Source organism: Syntrophorhabdaceae bacterium (assembly GCA_028713955.1).
Classification (GTDB): domain Bacteria; phylum Desulfobacterota; class Syntrophorhabdia; order Syntrophorhabdales; family Syntrophorhabdaceae; genus UBA5609.
This window is the reverse complement of record JAQTNJ010000015.1, coordinates 1-24,124: the sequence shown is the minus strand read 5'-3', so window position 1 is coordinate 24,124 and position 24,124 is coordinate 1. Positions and strand designations below refer to the sequence as shown.

Sequence of the window (24,124 nt, the reverse complement as noted above, 5' to 3'; positions counted from 1 at the left end):
AGATATATGAAAGGAGGATACAGCATGATCAAAAAGCTGAGCACAAAGACAATTGATCGGGGAATTCCGATAAATAACCAATTACCGGACCGATATTTGTTGCCAAGGGCACGGGTCTTCATATAGAATACTTGTCGAAAAGTTCGGAAAAACAAAAACGACAAGGACCAACTCGATAATGAAAGGACGATATGAGGATGAAGCTGCCCGGCATCTTTAAACGGAGAAAGAGACGCGAAGACGATGACCCGAGGATACGCGTAACAAAAGACATATCGCCCTCTGATTTTGTCCTTGTCAACGATCAGTCATATGTATACAGAGAAAAGGTTCTGCCCGAGGCCTCAACCGTTGAGTTCTGGGAAAACAGCGGCTTAGTCAATTTTCTGATAAATAATCCTTTTCTAAAGAATGAGATACTCGATGTCGGATGCGGGAGTGGTGAAATAGATATTATACTCGCCAGGAGAGGGTGCACAGTCACCGGCATAGATATTTCATCTTACGCGGTCAACATGGCGCAGGCCCTTGCTGAAAAATATCCCGACTGTCACGACAGGGTCCGGTTCGTCGTCGGCGATATGGAGTCAATCTCCTTCGAGAGAAGGTTTTCATCGGCGATCATCTCCCATACCTTCGAACACGTAATCAATCCCGATAAGGTAATGGAAAACGTTATCAGGTTTCTGGAACCGGGATCGTATATCCTTGTCGCCGTGCCGAATAAGAAGGCATGGCGGGACAGGACCCATCTCAGGTATTACACCGAACGGAGCATGAGAAAGTTCCTATCCCGTTACTCGGATACGTTCAGCACAGAGGTAGACAACCACGAAAAAATGATCTTCGCGTCGGCGAAGATAAGAAGCTGAAGAGCGAGATATTAATAGAAGACCATGGACGAGTTGATCATTGTCGATGAAGACGATAAAGAGATAGGCTACGGAGAAAAGGATGAATGCCACCTCATCCCGGCAAAGCTGCACCGGGCCTTCTCCATATTTATCTTCAATTCGAAGGGCGAGATGCTTATACACAAGAGGTCGGACTCCAAAAAGACCTGGCCGGGTTACTGGACAAATGCCTGCTGTTCACATCCAAGAAAAGGGGAAAATCTCGAAGATGCAACCGCAAGACGGCTACAGGAAGAACTGGGCTTTACATGCCCCATTGAATGCCTGTTTTCTTTTTATTACAAGGCAGATTATGATTCCACGTATGGCGAGCATGAGATCGACCATGTATTCATAGGGACATACGACGGCGATATAAAGCCGGATAGAAATGAGGTCGAAATGCACACATTTATAACGATCGATGCGCTGCTCGATGATATAAAAAGATCGCCGCACACATATACTCCATGGTTCAAGCAGGCCCTCCCGGCAGTCCTCGAATATATCAACGGGAAAGACGGTTCGCTGTGAAATGTAAAACGTGAAAGGTGAAACGTGAAAGGCGGCTCATGAAGATCGTATGTCGTAGTTCGTATATCGTATATCGAAAATTCCAGGAAATCCGTTAAGCGTAAGTCACAGGCTAAGGGGATAAATCCAGTGAAAGGTGATAGGTAATAGGTCATTGCGAGCGTAGCGTGGCAATCTCAATGGATGAGATCGCCACGTCGCTTCGCTCCTCGCGATGACGATACTTGTTCCTCGCGCCTCGTTTCTTCAGTTTGTCCTCTTACGCCTTACGGATGTTCCACGATTCACCCCACCTACGCCTTACGACTTACGTTTTCAGTTGACAGGTCGTTCATCACGTACTAAAAATGAACTAAGATAATTCACACACTGTCTTTATCCCTTGCGGCTCATGGAATGAGCGGCAGCCGGAGACATAAAGGAGGGTATATGAAAATCGCAAGCCTTGTATTATCAATAATGCTTTTTATCGGCGCCTCAACAACGTTGTTTGCCGCTGACCCCGCAACGGCCACCCTTGATGAGGCAGTCAAGAGGATCTCTGCCGTACTCAAAGGGGCGGATAAAAGTCTTTCCGCGGCAGCAAGCCGTATCGGCAAGGGACTCGATGCGCATTCAGACTTGAGGGGGACCATACAAAATCTCTGCGCAGACAGGGCATATGCCATCGATTGCTCCTTCCTTAATGCCAGAGGGGTAGTGGAGATAGTAGAGCCTGAAAGATACAGAAAATATGAAGGATCGAACCTGTCTGCCCAGGTTGTGACAGCCCGGATCATGAGAGATAAGAGGCCTGTTTTCAGTGATCTCTTTATCGGAATAGAAGAAACACAGGCAGCCCTCCTCGGCTATCCGGTATTGAACGATAAAAAAGAATTTGTCGGGTCCGTCGGGATATACTTTACTCCGGAACTCCTGATTAAAGAGGCGTTAAAAGGTCTCAAAATGGAGAAGGAGATTATGATCCTTGCCATTCAGGGGGACGGCACGCACGTATTTGCTTCCGATCCCTCCCAGATGAGGAGAAATGTCCTGAAGAGCGCCGAATACCAGGGCTTCCCGGAGCTGAAGGGGCTCGTCGGATACATCGTAAGCCAGGAGGAGGGGGCCGGCGGTTACAGGTATGTCAAACCGGGTACCCAAAAGGTAATCCGGAAGAAGGCCATCTGGAAGACCGTGTCGCTTTACGATGGCTTCTGGCGAATTGTCGTCACAGAACCGGAGAAACCATAAACGTAAAGAGACTACTGCAACAAACCGTATATCGTATTTCGTATATCGTATATAGTGAAATGCAGAAGTCGATACTGGATGCTCGATACTCGTCGCTGGATTTAGCTATCAGCCATCAGCGATCAGCTTGAAGCCTTTTTGTTTTAGCTGGCGGCTGTGTGCTGATAGCTGATGGCTTTCTTTTTTTTACCTACAGTTTAAACAACAACTCCGTGTAAGTGGGAACGGGCCACATATCACTGGGGACGATCATCTCCAGTGCGTCGATATCGGTCCGCAGGGCCTGCATTGCCGTGACGACCTTATCCCTGTAGTTTTCCGCCCTCTTCACGGTATCGGTGATCCCCTGGGTTTTTGCAACCGCTGTTTCAAGCTTTTCAAGACTTTTGTAGGACGATGCGAGCAGCGAACCCAGTTTCTTCAGGATGTCCTGTTGAACGGGGAACGGCGCTGACACTGTCTTGAAGCTGCTGATCGAGTCCGCGAGAAAGGTGGCGTATTCGATCGCCGCAGGCAGCAATTGCTTTTTCGCCATATCGATCGCTATCAGCGCTTCAATGTTGATCTGTTTCGCGTAATGCTCTACGTAGATGTCATAACGGGAATGGAGCTCTTTTTTAGAGAGGACGCCGTGCTTTTCGAAGAGCTTCAGGGATTTATCGGTAATAAATGCCTTTAACGCGTCAACGGCATTCCTTACATTCGGCAGGCCACGTTTTTCAGCCTCTTTTACCCATTCCTCAGCGTAATTATTTCCATTGAAGATTACCCTGCTGTGTTTTTTATAGATCTCCCTGATGATCGCTCCCGCCTCGGCGTTTTTATCCTTAGCCTTTTCTAAACGGCCGGCTATTTCATCGAATACATCGGCCGCTATGGTGTTTAATGCCACATTTGGTCCGGAAATCGACTGTGCCGAGCCGACCATCCTGAATTCGAACTTATTGCCGGTGAATGCAAAGGGAGACGTCCTGTTGCGGTCCGTGTTGTCTTTAGGGATTATGGGCAGCGTATCGACGCCGACGTTGACAAATTGCACGCCCTTAGCGGTGATCTTTTCACCCTTTGAGATCTTGTCAAGGATCTCTGTCAGTTCCTCACCCATAAAGATCGAGACGATTGCCGGAGGTGCCTCATTGGCGCCCAGACGATGATCGTTGCCGGCGGTCGCGCAGGTAGCCCGAAGGATATCGGCATGGGTATCAACGGCCTTGAGCAACGCGCATACAAATAATAAAAACTGCAGGTTCTCACCTGGCGTGCTGCCCGGTTCCAGGAGGTTGGTACCGTCATCCGATGAGAGTGACCAGTTATTGTGCTTCCCTGAACCGTTGATCCCGGCATAGGGTTTTTCATGGAGGAGACAAACCAAATCGTGGCGGAAGGCGACCTTCTGCATGGTTTCCATAACAAGCTGGTTGTGGTCGGTGGCGATATTTGTGGTTGTAAAGATAGGGGCCATCTCGTATTGTGCCGGCGCCACCTCATTATGCTGTGTCTTCGATGTAATGCCGATCTTCCACAGTTCCTTGTTGAGGTCCTGCATGTAATCGGAAACCCTGTCTTTTATGGCGCCGAAATACTGGTCTTCAAGTTCCTGCCCTTTGGGTGCCGGCGCGCCGAAGATCGTCCGTCCTGCCAGCATCAGGTCTATCCGCTCTGCGTAGAATTTTTTATCCACTAAGAAATATTCCTGCTCGGGACCTACGGTCGAGGTCACCTTCGTGGAGGTGGTATTGCCGAGAGCCTTCAAGACCCTGACGGCCTGTTTTGATAAAGCTGCCATAGACCGGAGCAGGGGAGTTTTTTTGTCGAGGGCTTCACCGTTATATGAATAGAATGCCGTAGGGATCGTGAGTGTTACGTTGCCGGCCTCGTCTGTTTTCAGGAATGCAGGCGAGGTGCAATCCCAGGCGGTATACCCTCTTGCTTCGAATGTTGCGCGCAAGCCGCCGCTTGGAAAAGACGAGGCATCCGGTTCACCTTGTATCAATTGTTTGCCGGAGAATTCCATTATCACGCTGCCGTCAGGAGAGGGAGATATAAAGGAGTCATGTTTTTCAGCAGTTATACCGGTAAGAGGCTGGAACCAGTGTGTATAGTGCGTTGCGCCTTTCTCAATCGCCCAATCTTTCATGGCATTTGCGACCACGTCGGCAACATCGGGCTGCAGGGGTATGTCTTTTTCAATCGTTTCTTTCAGGGCCTTATAGGCCTGCCTGGGTAATCGCTCTTTCATGACCTTGTCATTAAAAACCCTTGAACCAAAAACCTCTGTAAGCACCATGGCTTCCTCCTTATACTGAAAATAAGATTAAAATTTCAGTTTCATCAGGTCGTAATTGTAATACGCCAACGTTCATTGAACAACTTTGTTCTGCATATTGAAAACCCTCAAGACCTTGAGGAAAGAGCACTTCATTGTGCCTGGATATTTAGCTTAATACATTTTGCCGGTTATTACAAGGCAATATTTTTCATTTCCGGTCTACTTGTCTTTTTCCTCTTTCTGCTGCTCGTCCACCTTATCATCCTGTATCTTGAGAGCCTCCTTTGCCCTTTGCTCCAGGACCTTCTGCGCGCCCTCTTTTGCTTCCTGCGCCCGCTGCCGGGCGTCCTCTTTTACCTTTTTATATGTCTCGACCGCCTTGTCGGTCCTTTCGCAGCCGAAGCCGGCGAAGAGAAAAAGGCATCCTATCATGCAACAGACTATTGTTTTCATGGTTCACCTCCGCGTTACGCTGTCAGCCCGGTATCGGGCATCCAGCCATGAATCTCCTTACGTTCTTTTAAACTTTTCGTTAAGCGCCCGTTTGAAGCGTGGCGCATAGATGATATCGAAGGCATCTTCCTTCCCCGGGAAGAGTTTCAGGGCCTGTCTTTTTACCCCCTCGACGATCTTTATCGCATGGTCGTGGTCGATATCCTGCGACCGGATAAACTGGAGGGCAAAATCGACGATGAACCGTAATCGCCTGAGTTTCTTTTCTTCTTCTAATAACTCGTCATCCATGGCGTACTGAAAAGTTTATAGTTTATAGTTTAAAGTTTATAGTTACTATAAATCATAGACCACAAACCATAAACTATTTCTTTGCATGGAACAGTTCGAGAAAGAGCCACAGGCAGATCCCGAAGGAGATCGATATATCGGCAACGTTAAACGCGGGCCAGTGGTGGGTATCAAAGTAGAAGTCGAGAAAATCGACAACGCTTCCGTACAGGACCCTGTCATAGAGATTGCCCACGGCGCCGGCAAGGATCGACGTAAGGGCAAGCCGCTTTGCAAAGGCCATTTTGGAGACGATAAGAACGACAATGAGGATGGTGATGATGAGGAGAGGGAGATAGGTAAAGGCGGTCCTGGCAAACTCGTATCGCGAGAGAAGACCGAAGACCCCCCCGTAGTTCTCCACATAGACGATGGAAAAAAAGGAGTTGACATGAATGGACCCTCCAGGGTTCAGATGCTCCATAATGAGGAGCTTTGTCCACCTGTCAAGGACAAAAACAAAGGGTACGATCAGGAAGACAAGGTATCTTCGCATCGCTTGCACACGTTGGGGAATCTGCCTGTTGTACGGATGTCCGTCGCGTATTGCCAGCACCGCTCACATTTCGCGCCATCCGCCTTTGTGACCGTCACATCGGGTTCATTTCCAACCTGTAATTCAATCTGTGAGACGATGAATACATCTTTCAGCTCATCGCCGAGCTTTACAAGGAGGTTGTATTCTCTCTCAGGGACCCGGACAATGATCTTCGTGTCGAGGGAATGGCCGATGACCTTGGCAGCCCTTTTTTCCTCGATCTTTTTATTCGCTATCTCCCGCACGTTCCAGATGCTGTCCCATTCTTCCTCGATTTCGGCATCGATCCACTCTTTCCTGGGCGACGGGAAGGTTGTAAGGAGGACACTCTCTTCCTTGACGAAATCCTTCAGGTACGACCACATCTCATCCGCGGTTGAGGATAAGATGGGAGCGATGAGCTTCAAAAGCGTGATCAACGCCTCGTAGATGACGGTCTGTGATGCCCGCCGTTTCACGCCATCCAGCTTGTCCACATAGATCCTGTCTTTTACAATATCTAAGTAAAGGGCGCTCAGATCAACGGTGCAGAAATTGTGGATGCTGTGATATATGACGTGGAACGTGTAGTTGTTGTATGCATCCGTCACCCGCTCAATGAGCCGCTGGAGCCTCGATAAGAGCCATCTGTCGAGATAGGAGAGCTTCTCGTAGGGAACACTGTCGCGTTCAGGGTGGAAATCCCCGTTGATGTTGGCGTGGAGGAAGCGCAGGGTATTCCTGATCCTCCGGTATGTTTCCACGAGCCTGCTGATGATGTCCTTCGATATCTTGATATCGTCCCTGTAGTCTTCGTAGGTGACCCAGAGCCGCAGGATCTCCGCGCCGAACTTTTCGATGATCTCATGAGGCGCGATGATGTTGCCCAGGGATTTGGACATCTTCCTGCCGGAGCCGTCGACAACGAAACCGTGCGTCAGGACGGCATTATAGGGTGCGCGGTCTTCGTTTCCCACCGCGGTGAGGAGCGAGCTGTGGAACCACCCCCTGTGCTGGTCGCTTCCTTCGAGATAGAGATCCACCGGGAACTTCAGTTCTTTCCGCTTTTTGCAGACTGCCGCCCAGCTCACGCCCGAGTCGAACCAGACATCGAGGATATCCTCTTCCTTGACGAAGGAACCATTGCCGCAATGGCTGCACCTGGCCCCTTCCGGAAGGAAGAAGGTGGCATCCTTTTCAAACCAGATATCGGCGCCGTTTTCCCTCACGGCCCTGATGACGTTTTCAAATGTCTCTTTGCTCCAGTAAGGTTCCCTGCATCGTTCGCAGTAGAAGATCGTGATCGGGATCCCCCAGGTTCTCTGCCGGGAGATGCACCAGTCAGGGCGCACCTGGAGCATATTGTAGATCCTGTCCCGTCCCCACGAAGGTATCCACTTCACCCGGTCTATCTCGTCGAGGGCCTTCTGTCTCAGGTTGTGCCTGTCGAGGGATATGAACCACTGCTCCGTTGCCCTGAAGATGACCGGTTTCTTGCAGCGCCAGCAATGCGGGTAGGAGTGCTCGATCTCCTCTTTGTGAAGAAGAAGCCCGAGCTCTTCGAGTTTCTTGATGACCTCGGGGTTGCTTTCGAAGACGTTCATGCCTCTGAAGAAGTCAACCTCCTCGATGAACTGACCCTTTTCATTGACCGGGGAGTATACGTCGAGCCCGTATTCGATGCCTGTCTCGTAGTCCTCTTCGCCGTGTCCCGGCGCCGTATGGACCGCGCCGGTGCCGGTATCGTTTGCGACGTAATCGGCATAGACGATAAGGGACTGCCTGTCGATGAAGGGGTGTTTGAAGGTGATCCCTTTCAGTTTTTCAGGTTTTATCTCTTCGATTATCCTGTAATCGCCAATGCCTGCCTTCTTTGTGATGTCTTCCACGAGGTCCTTAAGGACGATGTATATCTCACCTCCCGCATCGACAGCCGCGTAAGTAAAATCGGGGTGGATGGCAATGGCGAGGTTTGCCGGGAGCGTCCAGGGCGTTGTGGTCCAGATGAGCATGAAGATGGGCTTGTCGGGGTAACCGTCAAAGATGCCGTCCCTTTTTTGGGTAAAGGGAAATTTGACGTAGATGGAGTTCGATCTTTTGTTTTCGTATTCGATCTCCGCCTCGGCAAGGGCCGTCATGCAGCTTATACACCAGTAGACAGGTTTCTTTTTCCGGTAGATCTCATCCCTTTCGAAGAATTTCTGTATCTCCCCGACGATCGTTGCCTGGTACCCGTGATCCATAGTGATGTAGGGATGTTCCCAGTCGCCGATGACGCCGAGCCTTTTGAATTCAGCGCGCTGGATGTCGATGAACCCTTCCGCGTATTTCCTGCATGCATGGCGGGTCTCCAGCTTGGACATGACGATCTTTTTTGCCTTGAACTCCTTTTCGATCTGGTGCTCGATAGGCAGCCCGTGACAGTCCCAGCCGGGGATGTAATCGGCCCTGCGGCCTGACATGAGCTTCGATTTGACGATGATGTCTTTCAGTATCTTGTTGAGCGCTGTGCCGAGGTGGATGTTGCCGTTCGCGTAGGGAGGACCGTCGTGGAGGATAAACGAAGGGGCGTCCTTGCGCGCCTCGATGAGTTTCCGGTAGAGTCCTATGTCATTCCAGAATGTGAGCATCTCCTTTTCCTTTATGGGTAAATTCCCTTTCATGGGAAAAGGCGTCTTCGGTAGGTGTAGCGTGTCTTTGTAGTCCATCGTTGTGCCTGTCCTTTGCAATTAGCAGTCAGCGGTCAGCTTTCAGCGGTCAGCGAAAGGGTATCGGCAGCGAAAGGATTACCCGGCTGACGGCTGCGAACTGAATGCACGTTCATCACATTACCACAAAGCGGTTATCTATTCAAGACTTACGGGAGATTGTTTCATGTTGCATGTTTAAAGTTTAAAGTTGAAAACCTTTAATTCATCAGACTTAATAGCAATATTTTCTCGCGCAAAAGCCTTATTCAGTGACAACGCGAATCTTGTCGATGTCGTCCATTGGATAATGCTTCGCGTTGCCGGTTGCAAGGGTTGCCTGCAAAATATATGCAGTAGCCGCTATGAAACAGTCATCGAGTTCAAGACCCTGGCTCCTGGTACGTGACTTGTACATTCCGGCCTTCTCGGCGATCTCGCGGGTAACGGTGACGATATTTATACTATCCAGCAGATCGACGGTTTGTTGCCGCTCATGTTCCCTGATACCGGCAAAGATTTCTGCAACTGTGATTACAGAGCAATATACAGTGGAATCTTCAGCAAGCGATAACAGGAAGTCCCGCGCCTTTGCCTTTCCCCGAAGGAAATTAATCAGAATATTGGTATCGACAAGGATGGATTTCATTTCACGCGGTCGGCTCTTGATGATTTTCTCAGTTTAGATACAAAGGCGTCAGCGCCTTTCTGTAGCTCAGGATGGTCCTTATCCTTCCATGCCCCAAAGCTTGTGTGAAGGGCCTTATGAAATTTAAGGCGTTTTAATTCCTTCCGCAAAGCCTCCGCTACCACCTTGCTCTGCTCTCTTTTGGGTACATATTCCCTGAGATCATTGAGTATGTCTTCGGGTAAAAGAAAATTTGCCTGCTTTGTCGCTAAGCCCATCTCTATACCTCCTATAGGATATTATATAGAGATGTCCCTATGGTATCAAGAGAAATGTGACCGGCGTCCACCGCAAGATCGATGTTTCAAGTTTAAAGTTTCAAGTTTAAAGTTTCAGGTTTCAAGTTTAAAGTCCTGGAACGTTAAACATGGAACTTTCAAACGGTAAACTCCAGCCGCAGGCTGGCACGCAATCCCTTCTATGAGCAATAAAAAACAAGCTTGCTACGAGCCATGAACTATTCTGTATTTTCCCAATCCAAAGCTTGTGCCCTTGCCAATATGCAGTACTTCGCCGGCTTTAAGGATGGGCAGAAATGGTTCTATATGGCCTGAATATGAGATCTCTCCGACCACCCCTCCCATTTTCATTTTTATATCCTGCCTCGAAGAATACCGTTCCCAGTCCCACCATCTCAAGGCATTGCCTTGTATCCCCACCTTTTCTGCTTCGTGGATCATTTTTTTGTGATCCCACTGCAGTACTGACTTTTCACAATGAAAATAATGGAGAAGGTTGATTCTCCTGAGGAGGCTGCGTATCAGGACATGGAATTGAAGGTCTGTCACAAGATTTCTCTGATATGATATTCTTACCGGAGTGATGAGCCTCAATGTTATTGATATGACCGGGGTGTCCCCAAACACATAGGTCTCCGGGATATCGAGTGTCTTTGGTTCATTCGCCTTGATAGTCTTATCTTCTATAGAATATATGTTTTTCCCTTCGCTCCCGACATCGATGAGTTGATATTTTCCCCTGCCACGACCCAGCCCTCTTTTCCCCAGTTCGTCAAAGGTAAAAATAAAATATGGGAGATAATCTATTGCCTTTCCAATAAGTACCAATCCGAAAGAAATCCTTTCCCCCTGGTTATATGTATGTCTTGTTTCGTCCGGCGGTTCGATAATAAACGGGTGCAGTATCTTCTTGTACTTGTCCATACCCATGATCTCTGTGTTTTTGACCGGTGATGTTTCGAAGATATATGCGTATATGCAGCTCTCACAGAGCATGCAATCCTTGCACTCTTTTTTTCTTAATGTGCATACCACACTTCTGAAGGCGTTTCCGAAGCCCCCACGAAAGGTAGACCCTTTGTAATAGGGCAGGTTGATTGTATCCTGGGCTTTGATGGTAAACGTGTATCTTTGATAAGTTAAGTTCATAACTTTTAATGTTAAACTACAAACTTAGAACTATTCCTTCCGGTATTCTATCACCGCAACCCATGACTGTCACTTCCATATCTTGAGGCATAGGATATATTCTCACATCATCTTCTTTTTCGTCAATGATTTCATTGATATCCTTTTTTAATTCTATGAGTTCCTGCCAGGTTAATCTACAATGAAATACAGAGTACTGGATATGCAGCCCCCGCTGTTTCAAGTACCGGTAGACCTTTGCAAGCCGTCTTTCTTCACAGATATCGTAACAGACAAGATAATTTGCCGTCATGAACGTAACCTTCGTATAAGTACAAAGAGGCTGTCAATGATTTGCCCGGTCAGCTCCTGTATCGCCTGTTTCCGGTTTTCGTACCGCTTCGCTACGTCCAACATACCCTCTCGTGTAACAAGCCAGCCATCAACGTTGCGAATAAAATATTTTCCGTCCGGATTATCTTTAAAAAACTGTATTGTCTGCATGTCGAATTCAGCATCAATGATGTAACGGATATCCATGGCAAGCCCGTAATTTTGTCTCCGGTGAAGAACCCCTAAGTGCGGATCGAGTTTAGCCTCTATGAGCTTTCTCAGTACCATTCCTAAAGAGAGGCCATTGATTATATTGTCGACGGCCTTCCACTTTTTTTCGTGAATCCATGCGGTTCGCATAACGAAGCCCTGATAATCCTGTTCGGAGAAACCACTATCCCTGAAACAGGAAGCCACATTTATGGAAAGCCTCTTCATGACATCCAATTGAATCTCTTTCCTTTGATTGTTCATCCAGGCCGAATAAACCCCTATATTCTCCTCTGTTTTGAGGATAACCTTCTGTTCGTCATAATGGTTATCGAGATGGTTATTGTGGGGCATAGAAACAGCAGTCTCGCCCCTCTTTTTGTTTATGAATACCATGGGAACATTGTGGTCAGCGAAGAGGGTAATGATTTCCGTGGCAATCTTCACATTTCCGAATACAATGACTTTATCGACGATACGTGCGGGTATACGCCTGCCCGCCTTCCCATCTTCCCTTACCCATATGGAAGGGCCGTCACGGGTAATGTCAACCTGTTTCTTTTCACTCAAATAAAGCGTTTTGTCCATCTGTTACCCTTCGCGCAAGGACACGAACTTCTTCCACAAAAACAGGTCTCATCGTCTTTGCCCATTCTTCATAGAAAGGATAGAACCGTGCCCTTGCACCTTTTTTTAAATAGCATCCCGGCCGCTCGCTGTCATAGGAAAAATCACGGTCTGTAAAATCACGGTCTCTGCAGAGCGCCCATACAAACCTGTCTACTTCCGGCCTGTATATTTCAACGAGATCACAGGCAAGAGATTCTCTCCCGTATTCAAACTGGTGATAAAAACCTATTGTCGGATCGAGCCCGATAACTTCTATCTCTCGCACCATCTCGTAATGGATCAGGGTATAGCAAAGTGACAGCAGGGCATTGACGGGATCCTCCGGCGGTCTCCTTGTTCTTTTTGTGAACCCGAGAGACTCCGGAAAAAGTGCTGTGTATGCTGAGAAATATGCTGAAGCCGCACTGCCTTCCAGTCCTCTCAGGATACCCAGTACGCCTTCACAGAGCTCGGAGTTGACGACAACATTATTGAGAGAACGTTCTATCTTCTCGATGGTACCGAGCCCTGTTGTCAGGGGGAACCGGAGATCAGGACGCCTATCAAGGGCATCATGTAAAAGACCTGATTGCGCCTGGACCTTTCTTCTGACAATCTCCCTTGAAAATTCGATGACAAAAAGACCCAGGGATTTTTCATATTGTTTTACCCGGAGAAGGCCGTTATTGTGGAGCCTCCCGTGAAACATGCCGCAAAACCGCATCATTCTGCCAGAGAGAAAAAGCAGACTAATCCCATCGTCAGAAAGTTTCCTGAATACCGAAGACTCGATAACGGAATTTCCTATGATGACGATCCTTTTTAGTGGATTAAGCGGCACCATACCCTCGCGCTCGCCATTCGCGTAGAAGGCAAGAGCACTTCCGTCGAGCTTTATATGGATCCCTTTTCTGTCGATATATACTGTGCCCATAAAAGATAGTTTAAAGTTACAGGTTTAAAGTTTAATGTTAAAACCGCAGTACCAAAAATTTTATTTTAGCCGATGTAGAAATATGCCGGATCATGTGGTTGAACTCCTACGCCAAGGGTATGTGTTTTACTTCGCCCGTCCATGGTGAAGATGTGTACCCTGTCCTCCTCTTCGTCAATGATTTTTCTCAGGCTATTAGCAATAATATTCAGTTCTCCATCCGTCAGGAAACATTCATAGACAGATTTCTGCCCCCCGGTGCTGTATCCCTTCAGGAAATGGCGCACTTTGCCGAGCCGTCTGCCCTCGCAGACGTCATAGGCGATGAGGTAAAGGGTCCTGTTCATATGTACATCCTCCTGTAAGCGAGCGTGGTCAGGTTTGCCCTGTGATGTTTACCTTTTCCCGAAAAACAGATACATAATGAAGAAAAGTAAAATGACATCCATACCGCCCTCCCTTTTTCATGCAGTATAGAACGCAGAAGGATCTGGTGCAGCAAATGAAATGTTTCAGAAATGTTTCAATAAGACAGTTTAAAGTTCCAGGTTTAAGGTTGAACGTTGAAGGCTTCCTTCTAAATGAGGCCGGGCTTTGCCAGTCAAAAGTGATGAGTCGTGAGTCAGAATGGTGTTTTTGGTATTTACCCCTGACTCTTCACTCCCGACGTTTCACTCCTGCCGGAGGCAGGTTAATCCCTTCTATATGAGGTCTGATTTTTTTGAAAAAGAATTGCCGGAGGTGTGGGAGGAGTATCTGTCGCAATCCCTTCTATATGAGGTCTGATTTCTTTTCACAAACAGTGTCAATATCCAGAGGCTAATTGTCGTCGCAATCCCTTCTATATGAGGTCTGATTTCTTTTGAATGGGTAGTAAAACATTGCCCGATCAACCCGTCGCAATCCCTTCTATATGAGGTCTGATTTCTTTTATCGAGAATGGCTTAAATGAGCTTGCTCAAGGTAGTCGCAATCCCTTCTATATGAGGTCTGATTTCTTTTAAACCAAAGGAGGGCAAGACAATGAAAGTAAAGTCGCAATCCCTTCTATATGAGGTCTGATTTCTTTCCCGTTGAAGGATGCGGGGAGGTGAAGGAGAAATGGTCGCAATCCCTTCTTAATGAGGTCTGATTTCTTTCTACACGATTGGGATAAGTGGTCAGAAATACGAGAGTCGCAATCCCTTCTTAATGAGGTCTGATTTCTTTCGCCAATAACCGAACAAGACCTTGAATATCTCATCAAGTCGCAATCCCTTCTTAATGAGGTCTGATTTCTTTCCACCATTGTCGATACCTTGGGGGCCTCGTTGTCGTCGCAATCCCTTCTTAATGAGGTCTGATTTCTTTCGTTACTCAAGCGATTCTTGAAAGATGCAGGGTTGGAGTCGCAATCCCTTCTTAATGAGGTCTGATTTCTTTCTCCGATACAGGCTCGTGGACATTAGACGCTGGGAAGGTCGCAATCCCTTCTATATGAGGTCTGATTTCTTTTATAACATCATGGCTCTGTTCAAACCGAGTCATTGCGTCGCAATCCCTTCTATATGAGGTCTGATTTCTTTTGCTAACATGGTATCGGGGATACAAAGTACACGGTGTCGCAATCCCTTCTATATGAGGTCTGATTTCTTTTACAACCGATGACAAGGTTGCAAAGACAGGAATTGTCGCAATCCCTTCTATATGAGGTCTGATTTCTTTTCTACGATACCCGTATAGCGGTCTACCGGCAAGGTCGCAATCCCTTCTATATGAGGTCTGATTTCTTTCTGGGACAAGAGCGAATCCCTCCAGGCCGAGTGTCGCAATCCCTTCTTAATGAGGTCTGATTTCTTTCCTGACTGCCTTGACAAAGATGAAAAAGTAGTCATGTCGCAATCCCTTCTTAATGAGGTCTGATTTCTTTCGGCGTGTAACGCTGCAAAGTAACATCCGTGGTGCTCTGTCGCAATCCCTTCTTAATGAGGTCTGATTTCTTTCAAAGACACATAAGAGAAGTAGCATTGATGCTTGAGTTGTCGCAATCCCTTCTTAATGAGGTCTGATTTCTTTCGACGGATAAACACAAAGCCGGAAAAAAGTCCTTCGGTCGCAATCCCTTCTTAATGAGGTCTGATTTCTTTCAGATGAGGAACACATTGAGGTTGATGTGGCCTAGTCGCAATCCCTTCTTAATGAGGTCTGATTTCTTTCAGAGAGAATGACTGTAAAAATGATATTTGGTGCGTCGCAATCCCTTCTTAATGAGGTCTGATTTCTTTCGGGGATATAAACGCTCCGACGTATACAGATCAAAGTCGCAATCCCTTCTTAATGAGGTCTGATTTCTTTCGGGGCAGACAATGGTAGGTAGGGACCTTGAATTTACGTCGCAATCCCTTCTTAATGAGGTCTGATTTCTTTCTCCAAAATGCAGGGCTATCCATACCCGCCGCCTGGTCGCAATCCCTTCTTAATGAGGTCTGATTTCTTTCTATAAGGAGGGCAAGATGAAAAAGCTATATTGGTCGCAATCCCTTCTTAATGAGGTCTGATTTCTTTCTCAAATAGGCATCATCATCGAAAACGGGGAGGTGAGTCGCAATCCCTTCTTAATGAGGTCTGATTTCTTTCAACAAAAGAACACATGGAACAATATGAGGCCATAAGTCGCAATCCCTTCTTAATGAGGTCTGATTTCTTTCGGTGCGGCTGGAATTGGGTAAGCAAACTGGGCAGGGTCGCAATCCCTTCTTAATGAGGTCTGATTTCTTTCCACAAGAATTGGACAGGATGGAAAAGTTTGGAGTGTCGCAATCCCTTCTTAATGAGGTCTGATTTCTTTCAAAGATGAAATTCCGCAACGGGTAGCAGTATGTGGTCGCAATCCCTTCTTAATGAGGTCTGATTTCTTTCAGAGCGTATGCCCGTAAGGAAAGAAAAGAGATTGAGTCGCAATCCCTTCTTAATGAGGTCTGATTTCTTTCCTATAAGGAGGACAAGATGAAATTTACAATCAGGTCGCAATCCCTTCTTAATGAGGTCTGATTTCTTTCAGCCCCCTTCCAAATGTCTTTATATTCCGCCATATTGCGGAGGGGGTTGTGCAACTTTTTGCGACTTTCAAGAGTTGTATGCGAAACGTTTCCGAAATGTTTCATATTTTATCTCCGTATTCAGTTGTCAAAGAGCATCCGGTTCCGGCGATTCCCTGATTTAATCGGGCGAATGGTCGAAGATCACCATATCCCCCGTTACCGGCGAACGGTAAACCAGCTTCCTTGCCCTGCCGTGGAGCGCATGGGCAATACTGAGGTAGAGCCATATCGGTGCCTGACCGGTCAGTATTATGTCTTTACCCTCTCCCGCAAGGGAGAGAGTTTTGCGGATGTAGTTTTGTAGTTCTTTCACTTTTGCCCGTGTAGTATAGAGGGATCTGACATCGATTGTTTTAATCATAGAAATTTCCCGCCTTTCATCAGGTCATCCAGCTCTTCAGAACGCTTTTGAGTGTGATGATGTTTTTTCCTTCTATAACTGGTATCTTGAGCACGCTGGCCCTGTCCCTCACGTATGGGTTCAGCACGCGGGCCGATACGAGTGCCTTCTTTCCGAACAGACCGAGGGCCCTGTCCCCCAGAGAGATCAGTTCGTAAATATATTCCTTGGCGATCGTTTCTCCGGCACCGTCCGCATTTCTGTTAGGATCCGACGTCTTGCATGACAGGAGGAACAACTGGTTGCTGTACGAGATGAGGATGTCGAACTCATTTTTCGGCAGGTGTTTCACCCTGCCCTCCCATTTGCCTTCAACATTCATCCTTACTTCCCCCCTGTTCAGGGCCTTTGCAGTGGTGTACACATATTCCTCCAGCCAGCCGCCCTTGAGATAGACCGTTATCTCTTCAGATGGTAAGGTGATATACCCCCTGCCTTTTACTTTAGCAAATCCCCTATCGGCGAGGAGCTCGGCAATTACGGCGATACACGGGCTGTCGGGAAGCATTGCATCAAGCGGATATTGCATGTTCTCCAGTTTCTGCAACGAATAGTTCAGGGCACCAAGCAGCTTTGGCTCCCCGATGGCGAGGTCCAGCAGCAGTCCGGTAATGTCTTTCCTGCGGAAGACTGGCCCGTCATCCTTCAGGTAATTCTCGACATTGAAACCGTAGACCCTGAGGTAATCGACAACCGGTATCGACACATCGATGGGTACGCGAGATTCCTGCGGAGAGATCTGTAGTATTGTGCTGTCGCGGGTATCGACGTAATAGATCGGCCTGCCGGCCGTGTAGAATGACTGGAATGTTCCGACGGTGCCGATTTTCGTGCCGCCGGTGATATTGAGGGAGAGTTCGTGATCCCTGAATTTCTTGATTATGTCCTCGGATGCTTCCAGAACGCTGTTCAGATCGTACGGCTCGACGGAACGCTCCTCGACGGGAATCCCCCTCGCCTCTATGACCGATTTCAGCCTCGTGCCCTCAGCCTTCTTGTCGGTCGTGACTAGTAGGATCACCAGATCGGGCCTGAACTGCAGGACCGTGGTGAGGTTTGGTACCGGCTGGTCTGAAACAAGGCATACGTGGGTGCGGTTCATACAGTTACCCGCGGCATCTTTACCGGAACAGCAAAGGCGTATGTGTACTGGACCGCTTCGGGTTTTGCTGGCGCAATTCCGGTGATCATGCGTCCGTAAAATTCTGCGGGGGCACCGGCCGTTCTGAACACGGACCCGGTTGCAATCACCAGCAGGGGTTTCTTGAAGGGATTGCCGGGGACGGTAAATTCCTCGCCGAGCTTTCCGTATTTGACAGAGATCTGGTACAGTCCCTCGACGGGATCGTTCTCCGCGGGACAGAAACCTGAAAGTGTCACGAAACCGTTCGCGTCCTTCACCTCCGGAAAATTGAACCTCTCCGGATTCCCCGCCGTGAAATGGCCTTTTCCGGCGGACTTCCTGCGGCCGTAACCGGACAGCGAGAGTTTCCGGAACAGGTCCGCAACCCTGTCCTTCCATGCCTCGGAAACCGTCTTGATATAGACGGTCACATACGGGGTGTGCGTTTCCACGAGACCGTAGAGACCACCTTCCGAGGGCGTCTTTCCGGTCTGCCTGTCGATCCTGTTGTGGATCGATATTTCCACGGTACCGGGAACGTCCCGTGCCTGCAGGTCCGTTTTCCCGCCCGCCGCAATCCTGCCAAAATCCTCCGGTCCGACATGGACAATCTTTTTTATTTCCTTGAGCCGCTCGGGATCGTCCTCCAGAAAATTGGCGCCCAGCGGTTTCGGGAGGAAACCGGCTGGAAATCCGTCCGATATAACGAACGGGGGATTCCCGTCAAGGAAGGGCCGAAGAAATTCCTCCAGCGCACCGTCACCTTCGTTCTGGGCCACCGTCCAGCACAGGTGCCCGAAGACGGTGTCCGCCTGGAAGGGCGTTAGCACGCCGCCATGGAGATGGATGTCAATACGGTAGGTTTCCATATATCACTTTTTGACCTGGACGTCCGCCATCCCGTCTTTCTGCTTTTTGGTCTTCTCCCTCCAGTCGGCATCGAAGGCCACGCCGTTGAACTGGACCCCTTCGAATTCGATGTATCCGGATCCCCTCGTGCCCCCGCCCCCCAAGGCGTCCTGTTCCATGAAAAACAGCCCGGTGGCGAGCCAGCGTCTGATGGCATCGATATCGTCATTCTCGAATACCCTGACGGAGATTTCCATGGAAAACTCCGATCCCTCGGGCACACGTTTCATCGGGAAGAGCGCGCCGCCTGCCGCCTTGCCGGTCAGCCTGTCGATACGCACGCCGGGTTTTTCTTCCAGCTCGATCTTTTCGAGCAGGTCTTCCGATGCCTCCGTCAGGAAGCTGTCACGGAATATCAGGCGAGTCGGTTCGTAGGTTTTGCCGGAGCTCCCGCTGCCGAAGAGGAGACATACCTGACATTTCCCGCACCAGCAGGGCGAACCCTTGTCCTTCGGATCAGTTTCGACACGTCCGAAGGCAATCTCCAGAAGGTGCCTCATCTTCCCCTTGAGCGATGAACCGGGAATGTAGGGATACCCCGTTCTCTTCGACAGCATGACGTTCAGGGGCTCGCCGCGTTCCGGTTTTTCACCGGTGCCGATATGCAGTCCGCTTTTCAGACGGATTGTTGCAGAAAGCCTTGCGTAATCCTTCAATTTCATCTCTCCCTCCTTTATTTCTTTGCTGGAAAATAACAGACAACGGCATCGAAATGCCGGTAGAATCCTTCGAGCGCGTTACCGTTCCGTTCCGCCATGGTGAGATGATGCTTCATGAACTGGCCGAAACTGGACGGGATCACGCCCCTCTTGAGCTGGTACTCCAGATCTGCCTGACATTTGTAGAGGATGGGCCGCGCCGCCTCTATTCCGCTGAGGAGCATCTTGTTTCTTGCCTTCAGTATGACCTGCAGGAAATCCCTTAGCTGTTTTGTGCCGAGCGGGGGGCTGTCTTTTGCGAAGAGAAGTGCAAGCCTCTCCGGAACACCAATGTACACCTGTTTCAGGGGATTGGCCTCTCCGTCGTAATAGGATGCCAGCAGCAGTTCCTGCGGGACGGTGGCCGCCTGTCTCGGCGGGCCGCCCGTGGATTGTCCCTGCGGCTGGAAGCAGCCCGGACAGAACCTGTGAAAACTTTCCCTGGCCTCGAATTCCCTTCCGCATCTCTCGCATTTTTTCTTCATAAACGGCTCCTTGTGTACGTAAGCACGTACTCCATAATTATTTTAAGGAACGGCAGGTTCACGCCGCCCGCCGGCGTTTCCACCGTAGGGCGCAGCCGTACGGTCCAGTCGAGAGCTTCCTGTTGATCCTTTCTTGTCAGATTCCTTGCCGTATCGCGGGCGAGAAGGGGAACGAACCTGAGATACCCCGTGTCAATGCCCGCGGACTCTGGCCTGAAGATCCCTGATTTTTCCGCCATCTCCCCGTACGCCCGCAGGTTCTGAATGAGGCTGCGTGAGATGACCGGCGGTACGGTCGTGGTCCATCCGATGACGCGGGAGGCTTCCGCGAGCACCGTGTCCAGTTCCTCCCAGCTCACGGTCGTGCCGAAGAGTGTTATCCTGTTCTTCCCTGCCTGTTTTGATCTTTCAAGTTCCTGGTTCACTTCCGCCGCACAGTACGAGAGGGGTTCGTGTGGCCCGGACATGAAGTGACCGGCAGAAAAACTGAGATCGGGATTTCCCGCGCAGTAGGCCGTGAACTTTGCCCTGGTTTCCCTGATGAACTCCAGCGCATCGTTCCACGGTCCCAGCACCAGACAGTCATCCCCGCCTGAAAAAACGGCATATATCTTTCTGAAATCACGGGCCAGCTTTACCTGGAGGTATCCGGAGAAGAAGGTCTCGACCATCCTCGAAAACGTCGAGAATCTGGATACCGACATCCTTGCGGAAAAACCCTCCCGCAGGATCTTTCCCATGTTGTCGACATCGGATCTGACGTATCCCAGATACCTGTAACCGCGGGATGCACCGGCAATGCCGTCAAAGGTAACCGGAGCGTTTTCTTCGGTGTGTGATTCTGGAATGTCGGCTCCCGTCGGTATGCGGGTTGCGAAGAGCTTGAAACCTGTTGCCGGCGGCTCTATGTCAGTACTGTTGAGACGGAGTACGGCATACGGTTTCCGTTCCTCTGTCCCGCGTGCTTCGGCACGTTCCCGCAGGTCGAAGGAATAATCGAATACCCCGAATTCACCGCTGCCGTCGCTGTGGAATGCAATATATTCGCAGCGGGGAAGGAGACGCCCCATCCTTACGTCGCCGGCACATCTTTCGCACAGCCCGTCCTCACTGTCATTGCCCTCCAGAACCGGCTTCCTGTGGCAGCCGCTGCAGGCCTTCCCGGCGCCTTCTATGATTTCCGGTCTCACGAACGCATCCGTCATCCACCTGCCGCTGGCCACGAGCACCGTGCTGTGGGGCCTATGTTTCCGGTAACTGAGTTCCGTTCTCAGGAGATCCGTTATCCGCGCGAAATCACCCAGCCCCTTTCCGGATGTTACCGTGGAGGCAAGATGGACGGAGAGCTCGGCATTCATGTGGTTCACGGTCCACAGGTCGAATTCCTTCTGGAGGGATTCGATGCTGTTCCTGATCCTGTCGGTGTTCGGGGCGAGAATGTAGAAATTCCCCCCCGCGGCGGAAATAGTGTTGCACGGCGGGAGGTCGAAGGAATGAAGCAGTTTGTGTGACGCGATCTCCGATACAAGCTGAACTAAGAGCGATCTCGCCCTCAGACGTTTCGCCACCTTTCCCTGCTGGTTGAGCACATCGAAGATATAATGCTGGATCCCCGAGATATCCCCGCCGGTCAGGAGAAAGGCCTCGGTGCCGGTATTTGCGGGTTTACCCGTTTCATGTTCGTAAAGATAGAGACATGCCGCGATAGCGGCGGTTGTTTTCAGATGGTCGAAAAGGGATACGTCAGGCTCGCTTTTGTACGCGGCGCTGGGGATACACCAGCAGTATTTCCAGAGCAGGAAATTCAGCATCTCCGTGACACTTTCCACGGTGCCGAAATCCATGCGCGCGATTTCCGCCTCGAACAACTTCAGCAGCCGCGCGTAATCTTCCGGACGGCACCCACTCTCTGCCACGGGAAACGTGCTGCCGATGGTTTCCGTGTCGAAACGCGTGATACTGTGGTACATTGGTTTTTTCTTTGTCGGTGAGATGGACACCTCGGAAAATATCGATATCAGACTATCCGTGAAGGGGTCGCCCTTTTCTTCTCTTTCAAGTTCTATCCTGTCCGAGCCGGCCGAAAGACCGTCTGCGAGCGTAATGTATTTTTCATGACCGTGATGACCGCCGATGGCCGACCGTACAGTCTCCTTTTCTTTTTCGTCAAACAGCGGGGACAGTCTTTCGGAGAGGTGTTCTTGGAACCATTCACCGCCCCAGCTGGCATGATCCTTGAGTTTTGGGTTCTTCTGCGCCCGCTGGACGAACTTTCCAATATCGTGGAGCAACGCCCCGAGTATTACGGCCTGATATTCCTTTCTGTTCGGTTCCAATGAATACCCCCTTGTGTGGTCTGCGCGGGACCGCAGTCCGAAGTTCGGACCGGACGCAACCGGTACCGGCCTGTCTTATTATTACACCGGAAAGTATACCGTGCCACAACGGAAACATTTCAGAAATATTTCATTCTATATGCAGCTTGCCTTTTTCTATGCTCACCCCGTAACGCGTACCGCCGTACTGCATGATGCTCATCACGACACAAGAGGGAACATGCGTCTTGGTCTTGACCTGCCCCTGGATCGCCTTATTTATTTTACTGATGTTCTGCCTGATGAGGTTATGGAAGAATTCAGTTTTCTTCCAACGCGAAAGAAGTTCCTGAGCGCGGAACTCATCACTTCTGTAAATTAGCTTGTAGTCTTCTGCCATGACATTAAGAACCTCATCATTCCTCAGACTTGTCGGAGTAATAAAGCAGTCCGTGCATTCCAAACAGAACCTTCGGTTCGGATTTTTGCAGAAATCGGTTTTTTGCCTTAAAAACATTGTAAAGAGCATAAGCTGGGCAGGTGTCATGCGGACCATTTCTCCCCCGATACGTACTGTTCTTGCGGAAAGATCTACGTTAATGTCAGGCTGGACGATGGCGCTGTCGATCCTTTTCTGACCCTCCCTGACAAGCTCCCCGAATCCCTTTCCATCCAGGGACAGCTTTTCCCTTAGTCGTATGAAGGGCAGCTCCGCGAGATGGATACGGGCTTCTTTTGTGTTGAGTTTCTTTATTGCACCGTCGGGGGTCTTCCCTTCGATTATACGGTTTTTCATGGGTTTGTAGAAAAACGCGGGGTTGGATTCGAATTCTGGTGAGACGAGGACATGGTAGAGCCGGTCCCGGGGACGCCCGAAAAGCTGCAACGCTGCGCCCATATAAAAGCTCATGGTTTTGCGCCCGCCGGCTATGGAGCAATGGAGCCTTGATTTTTGGTCTCCCGTTTTGTCCCGTATAAACGTGGTAATGAGGTCGCCCATCAGCTCATTCTCGGCCTCATTTTGAATGTCCATGATGTCGGTGTTATTCTGGTCTTTAGCCACAACAAACGATCTCTCGTCGAGGATTATATCGGGGATTCCGTACTCTGCAGCAAGCTCTTTAAGCACACCTTTTTTGATTAATGTATCTTGAATATGTTGTTTCCCGATAGCGGTAGTAATGATGAACAGCTCATCGGGATATACGGGTGGTTTTCTCTGTGCGAGGGTATAGATAGTCTCGGTGACTACCTGAGGAGTTATCCCTGCAACAAAAACGAATATTTCTTTAAATCCCCCCTTCCCCATATGACGATTGTAGAAAAAGTATATATAATTTGCAAGTTTTATTTAGGAGCGGGTTCGACGCTTTCGGAAATGAAATCGGTGATCTCCTCTTCTTTCCCGTTGTAGAAATGGGACGTGGGGATGACCTTGAGGTACTTGTCGGTGATCGTCAGATGCTTGTAAAATTCGAGGAGGTCATCGAGGGGGGCTATATCGTCGTACGTCCCTCCGATGAAATAGATCTTTTTGCTGAATGTCTTCAGATGGTCGCCCTTGTAAATCAGGAACGGGTAGGAGACAAGAAACAGCCCATCCAGTCCCTGCACCGCCGGCGCTGCCTTGCTTATTACCCAGGCGCCGAAGGAATAACCGGCACAGATAATCCGCCCGCCGGGGTTGAGATGCTGCCGGAGATGTTCTGAGGCTGCAAGGGCATCCCGGACCTCTCCTTCCCCTTCGTCATATTCACCCCCGCTCCCACCGACACCGCGGAAATTGAATATAAGGGTCGTGTAACCCTGCCGGGAGAACCCTTCTTCTATTGCCCCTACAACGTTGTTGCGCATGTCGCCGCCGTAGAGGGGGTGGGGATGACATATGACAACGCCGGCATCCTTACTTTCTGCCCGCAGGATTCCTTCGAGGGTGTAGTCTGATTCTATGGAGACCCTTTTTATTGACATACTATCCTTATTTTGGTAGTTTTGTAGCAAAAATTCAATAGGAAAATTATGGGTTTTTTCAGTAGAAAAGATAAAGAGAAGAAACC

General features: G+C 49.4%; 23 protein-coding genes and 1 CRISPR repeat array. Of the genes, 3 read left to right on the top strand and 20 right to left on the bottom strand.

The window, feature by feature from the left end:
• Positions 1-191: 191 nt before the first annotated feature.
• The 3 genes from PHU49_02765 to PHU49_02755 all read left to right on the top strand — a co-directional run bounded on the left by PHU49_02765 (position 192) and on the right by PHU49_02755 (position 2,660).
• A complete protein-coding gene (locus tag PHU49_02765; GenBank protein MDD5242918.1) occupies positions 192-872 on the top strand; it encodes a methyltransferase domain-containing protein in 681 nt (226 codons plus the stop codon).
• Positions 873-896: 24 nt separating this feature from the next.
• Complete coding sequence (idi, locus tag PHU49_02760) at positions 897-1,427, top strand: isopentenyl-diphosphate Delta-isomerase (GenBank protein ID MDD5242917.1); 531 nt, start codon at positions 897-899, stop codon at positions 1,425-1,427.
• 429 nt (positions 1,428-1,856) lie between these two features.
• Complete coding sequence (locus PHU49_02755) at positions 1,857-2,660, top strand: hypothetical protein (protein ID MDD5242916.1); 804 nt, start codon at positions 1,857-1,859, stop codon at positions 2,658-2,660.
• 190 nt (positions 2,661-2,850) lie between these two features.
• On the opposite strand, the gene PHU49_02750 is transcribed toward PHU49_02755, so the two are convergent.
• The 20 genes from PHU49_02750 to PHU49_02655 form a co-directional block, all read right to left on the bottom strand.
• Positions 2,851-4,947, bottom strand: a complete 2,097-nt coding sequence (locus tag PHU49_02750) for a glutamine synthetase III (GenBank protein MDD5242915.1) — start codon at positions 4,945-4,947, stop codon at positions 2,851-2,853.
• Between the two features lie 201 nt (positions 4,948-5,148).
• A complete protein-coding gene (locus PHU49_02745) occupies positions 5,149-5,382 on the bottom strand; it encodes a hypothetical protein (GenBank protein MDD5242914.1) in 234 nt (77 codons plus the stop codon).
• A 57-nt stretch (positions 5,383-5,439) separates the two neighbouring features.
• Positions 5,440-5,673 carry a hypothetical protein gene (locus PHU49_02740; protein MDD5242913.1) on the bottom strand — a complete coding sequence of 78 codons (234 nt, stop codon included), beginning with the start codon at positions 5,671-5,673 and terminating at the stop codon, positions 5,440-5,442.
• A 73-nt stretch (positions 5,674-5,746) separates the two neighbouring features.
• Positions 5,747-6,208, bottom strand: a complete 462-nt coding sequence (gene lspA, locus PHU49_02735) for a signal peptidase II (protein MDD5242912.1) — start codon at positions 6,206-6,208, stop codon at positions 5,747-5,749.
• Positions 6,184-8,937, bottom strand: a complete 2,754-nt coding sequence (ileS, locus tag PHU49_02730; protein MDD5242911.1) for an isoleucine--tRNA ligase — start codon at positions 8,935-8,937, stop codon at positions 6,184-6,186. The genes lspA and ileS overlap by 25 nt, the downstream gene beginning before the upstream one ends.
• A gap of 244 nt (positions 8,938-9,181) precedes the next feature.
• Positions 9,182-9,565, bottom strand: coding sequence for a type II toxin-antitoxin system VapC family toxin (locus PHU49_02725; GenBank protein ID MDD5242910.1), 384 nt, complete (start codon positions 9,563-9,565; stop codon positions 9,182-9,184).
• Positions 9,562-9,822 carry a hypothetical protein gene (locus PHU49_02720; GenBank protein ID MDD5242909.1) on the bottom strand — a complete coding sequence of 87 codons (261 nt, stop codon included), beginning with the start codon at positions 9,820-9,822 and terminating at the stop codon, positions 9,562-9,564. Before PHU49_02720 ends, PHU49_02725 begins: the two co-directional genes overlap by 4 nt.
• 225 nt (positions 9,823-10,047) lie before the next feature.
• Positions 10,048-10,992 (bottom strand): CRISPR system precrRNA processing endoribonuclease RAMP protein Cas6, encoded by a 945-nt coding sequence (gene cas6, locus PHU49_02715; GenBank protein ID MDD5242908.1) that lies wholly within the window; start codon positions 10,990-10,992, stop codon positions 10,048-10,050.
• 16 nt (positions 10,993-11,008) lie between these two features.
• Entirely contained in the window at positions 11,009-11,284 is a 276-nt protein-coding gene (gene cas2, locus PHU49_02710; protein MDD5242907.1) for a CRISPR-associated endonuclease Cas2, read from the bottom strand.
• Positions 11,281-12,102: a CRISPR-associated endonuclease Cas1 gene (locus PHU49_02705; GenBank protein MDD5242906.1), complete on the bottom strand. Its 822-nt coding sequence runs from the start codon at positions 12,100-12,102 to the stop codon at positions 11,281-11,283. Before PHU49_02705 ends, cas2 (PHU49_02710) begins: the two co-directional genes overlap by 4 nt.
• Positions 12,077-13,057: a CRISPR-associated endonuclease Cas1 gene (gene cas1 / locus PHU49_02700; protein MDD5242905.1), complete on the bottom strand. Its 981-nt coding sequence runs from the start codon at positions 13,055-13,057 to the stop codon at positions 12,077-12,079. The genes PHU49_02705 and cas1 overlap by 26 nt, the downstream gene beginning before the upstream one ends.
• Before the next feature lie 65 nt (positions 13,058-13,122).
• Positions 13,123-13,404 (bottom strand): CRISPR-associated endonuclease Cas2, encoded by a 282-nt coding sequence (gene cas2, locus PHU49_02695; protein MDD5242904.1) that lies wholly within the window; start codon positions 13,402-13,404, stop codon positions 13,123-13,125.
• Positions 13,405-13,745: 341 nt separating this feature from the next.
• Positions 13,746-16,094: direct repeats of the CRISPR family, unit length 18 nt; unit sequence ATGAGGTCTGATTTCTTT.
• 161 nt (positions 16,095-16,255) lie between these two features.
• On the bottom strand, positions 16,256-16,498 hold the full coding sequence (locus PHU49_02690; GenBank protein MDD5242903.1) for a CRISPR-associated protein Csx3: 243 nt from the start codon (positions 16,496-16,498) through the stop codon (positions 16,256-16,258).
• A 19-nt stretch (positions 16,499-16,517) separates the two neighbouring features.
• Positions 16,518-17,639 carry a DUF1887 family CARF protein gene (locus tag PHU49_02685; protein MDD5242902.1) on the bottom strand — a complete coding sequence of 374 codons (1,122 nt, stop codon included), beginning with the start codon at positions 17,637-17,639 and terminating at the stop codon, positions 16,518-16,520.
• Positions 17,636-18,529, bottom strand: a complete 894-nt coding sequence (locus tag PHU49_02680) for a hypothetical protein (protein ID MDD5242901.1) — start codon at positions 18,527-18,529, stop codon at positions 17,636-17,638. Before PHU49_02680 ends, PHU49_02685 begins: the two co-directional genes overlap by 4 nt.
• A 3-nt stretch (positions 18,530-18,532) precedes the next feature.
• Complete coding sequence (csm3, locus tag PHU49_02675) at positions 18,533-19,231, bottom strand: type III-A CRISPR-associated RAMP protein Csm3 (protein ID MDD5242900.1); 699 nt, start codon at positions 19,229-19,231, stop codon at positions 18,533-18,535.
• A gap of 11 nt (positions 19,232-19,242) precedes the next feature.
• Complete coding sequence (gene csm2, locus PHU49_02670) at positions 19,243-19,752, bottom strand: type III-A CRISPR-associated protein Csm2 (GenBank protein MDD5242899.1); 510 nt, start codon at positions 19,750-19,752, stop codon at positions 19,243-19,245.
• A complete protein-coding gene (gene cas10 / locus PHU49_02665; GenBank protein MDD5242898.1) occupies positions 19,749-22,088 on the bottom strand; it encodes a type III-A CRISPR-associated protein Cas10/Csm1 in 2,340 nt (779 codons plus the stop codon). The genes csm2 and cas10 overlap by 4 nt, the downstream gene beginning before the upstream one ends.
• A gap of 130 nt (positions 22,089-22,218) precedes the next feature.
• Positions 22,219-23,376 carry a CRISPR-associated ring nuclease Csm6 gene (gene csm6, locus PHU49_02660; protein ID MDD5242897.1) on the bottom strand — a complete coding sequence of 386 codons (1,158 nt, stop codon included), beginning with the start codon at positions 23,374-23,376 and terminating at the stop codon, positions 22,219-22,221.
• A 38-nt stretch (positions 23,377-23,414) separates the two neighbouring features.
• Positions 23,415-24,124, bottom strand: a 710-nt coding sequence (locus PHU49_02655) for a CocE/NonD family hydrolase (protein ID MDD5242896.1), incomplete at its 5' end; no start/stop codon positions are given.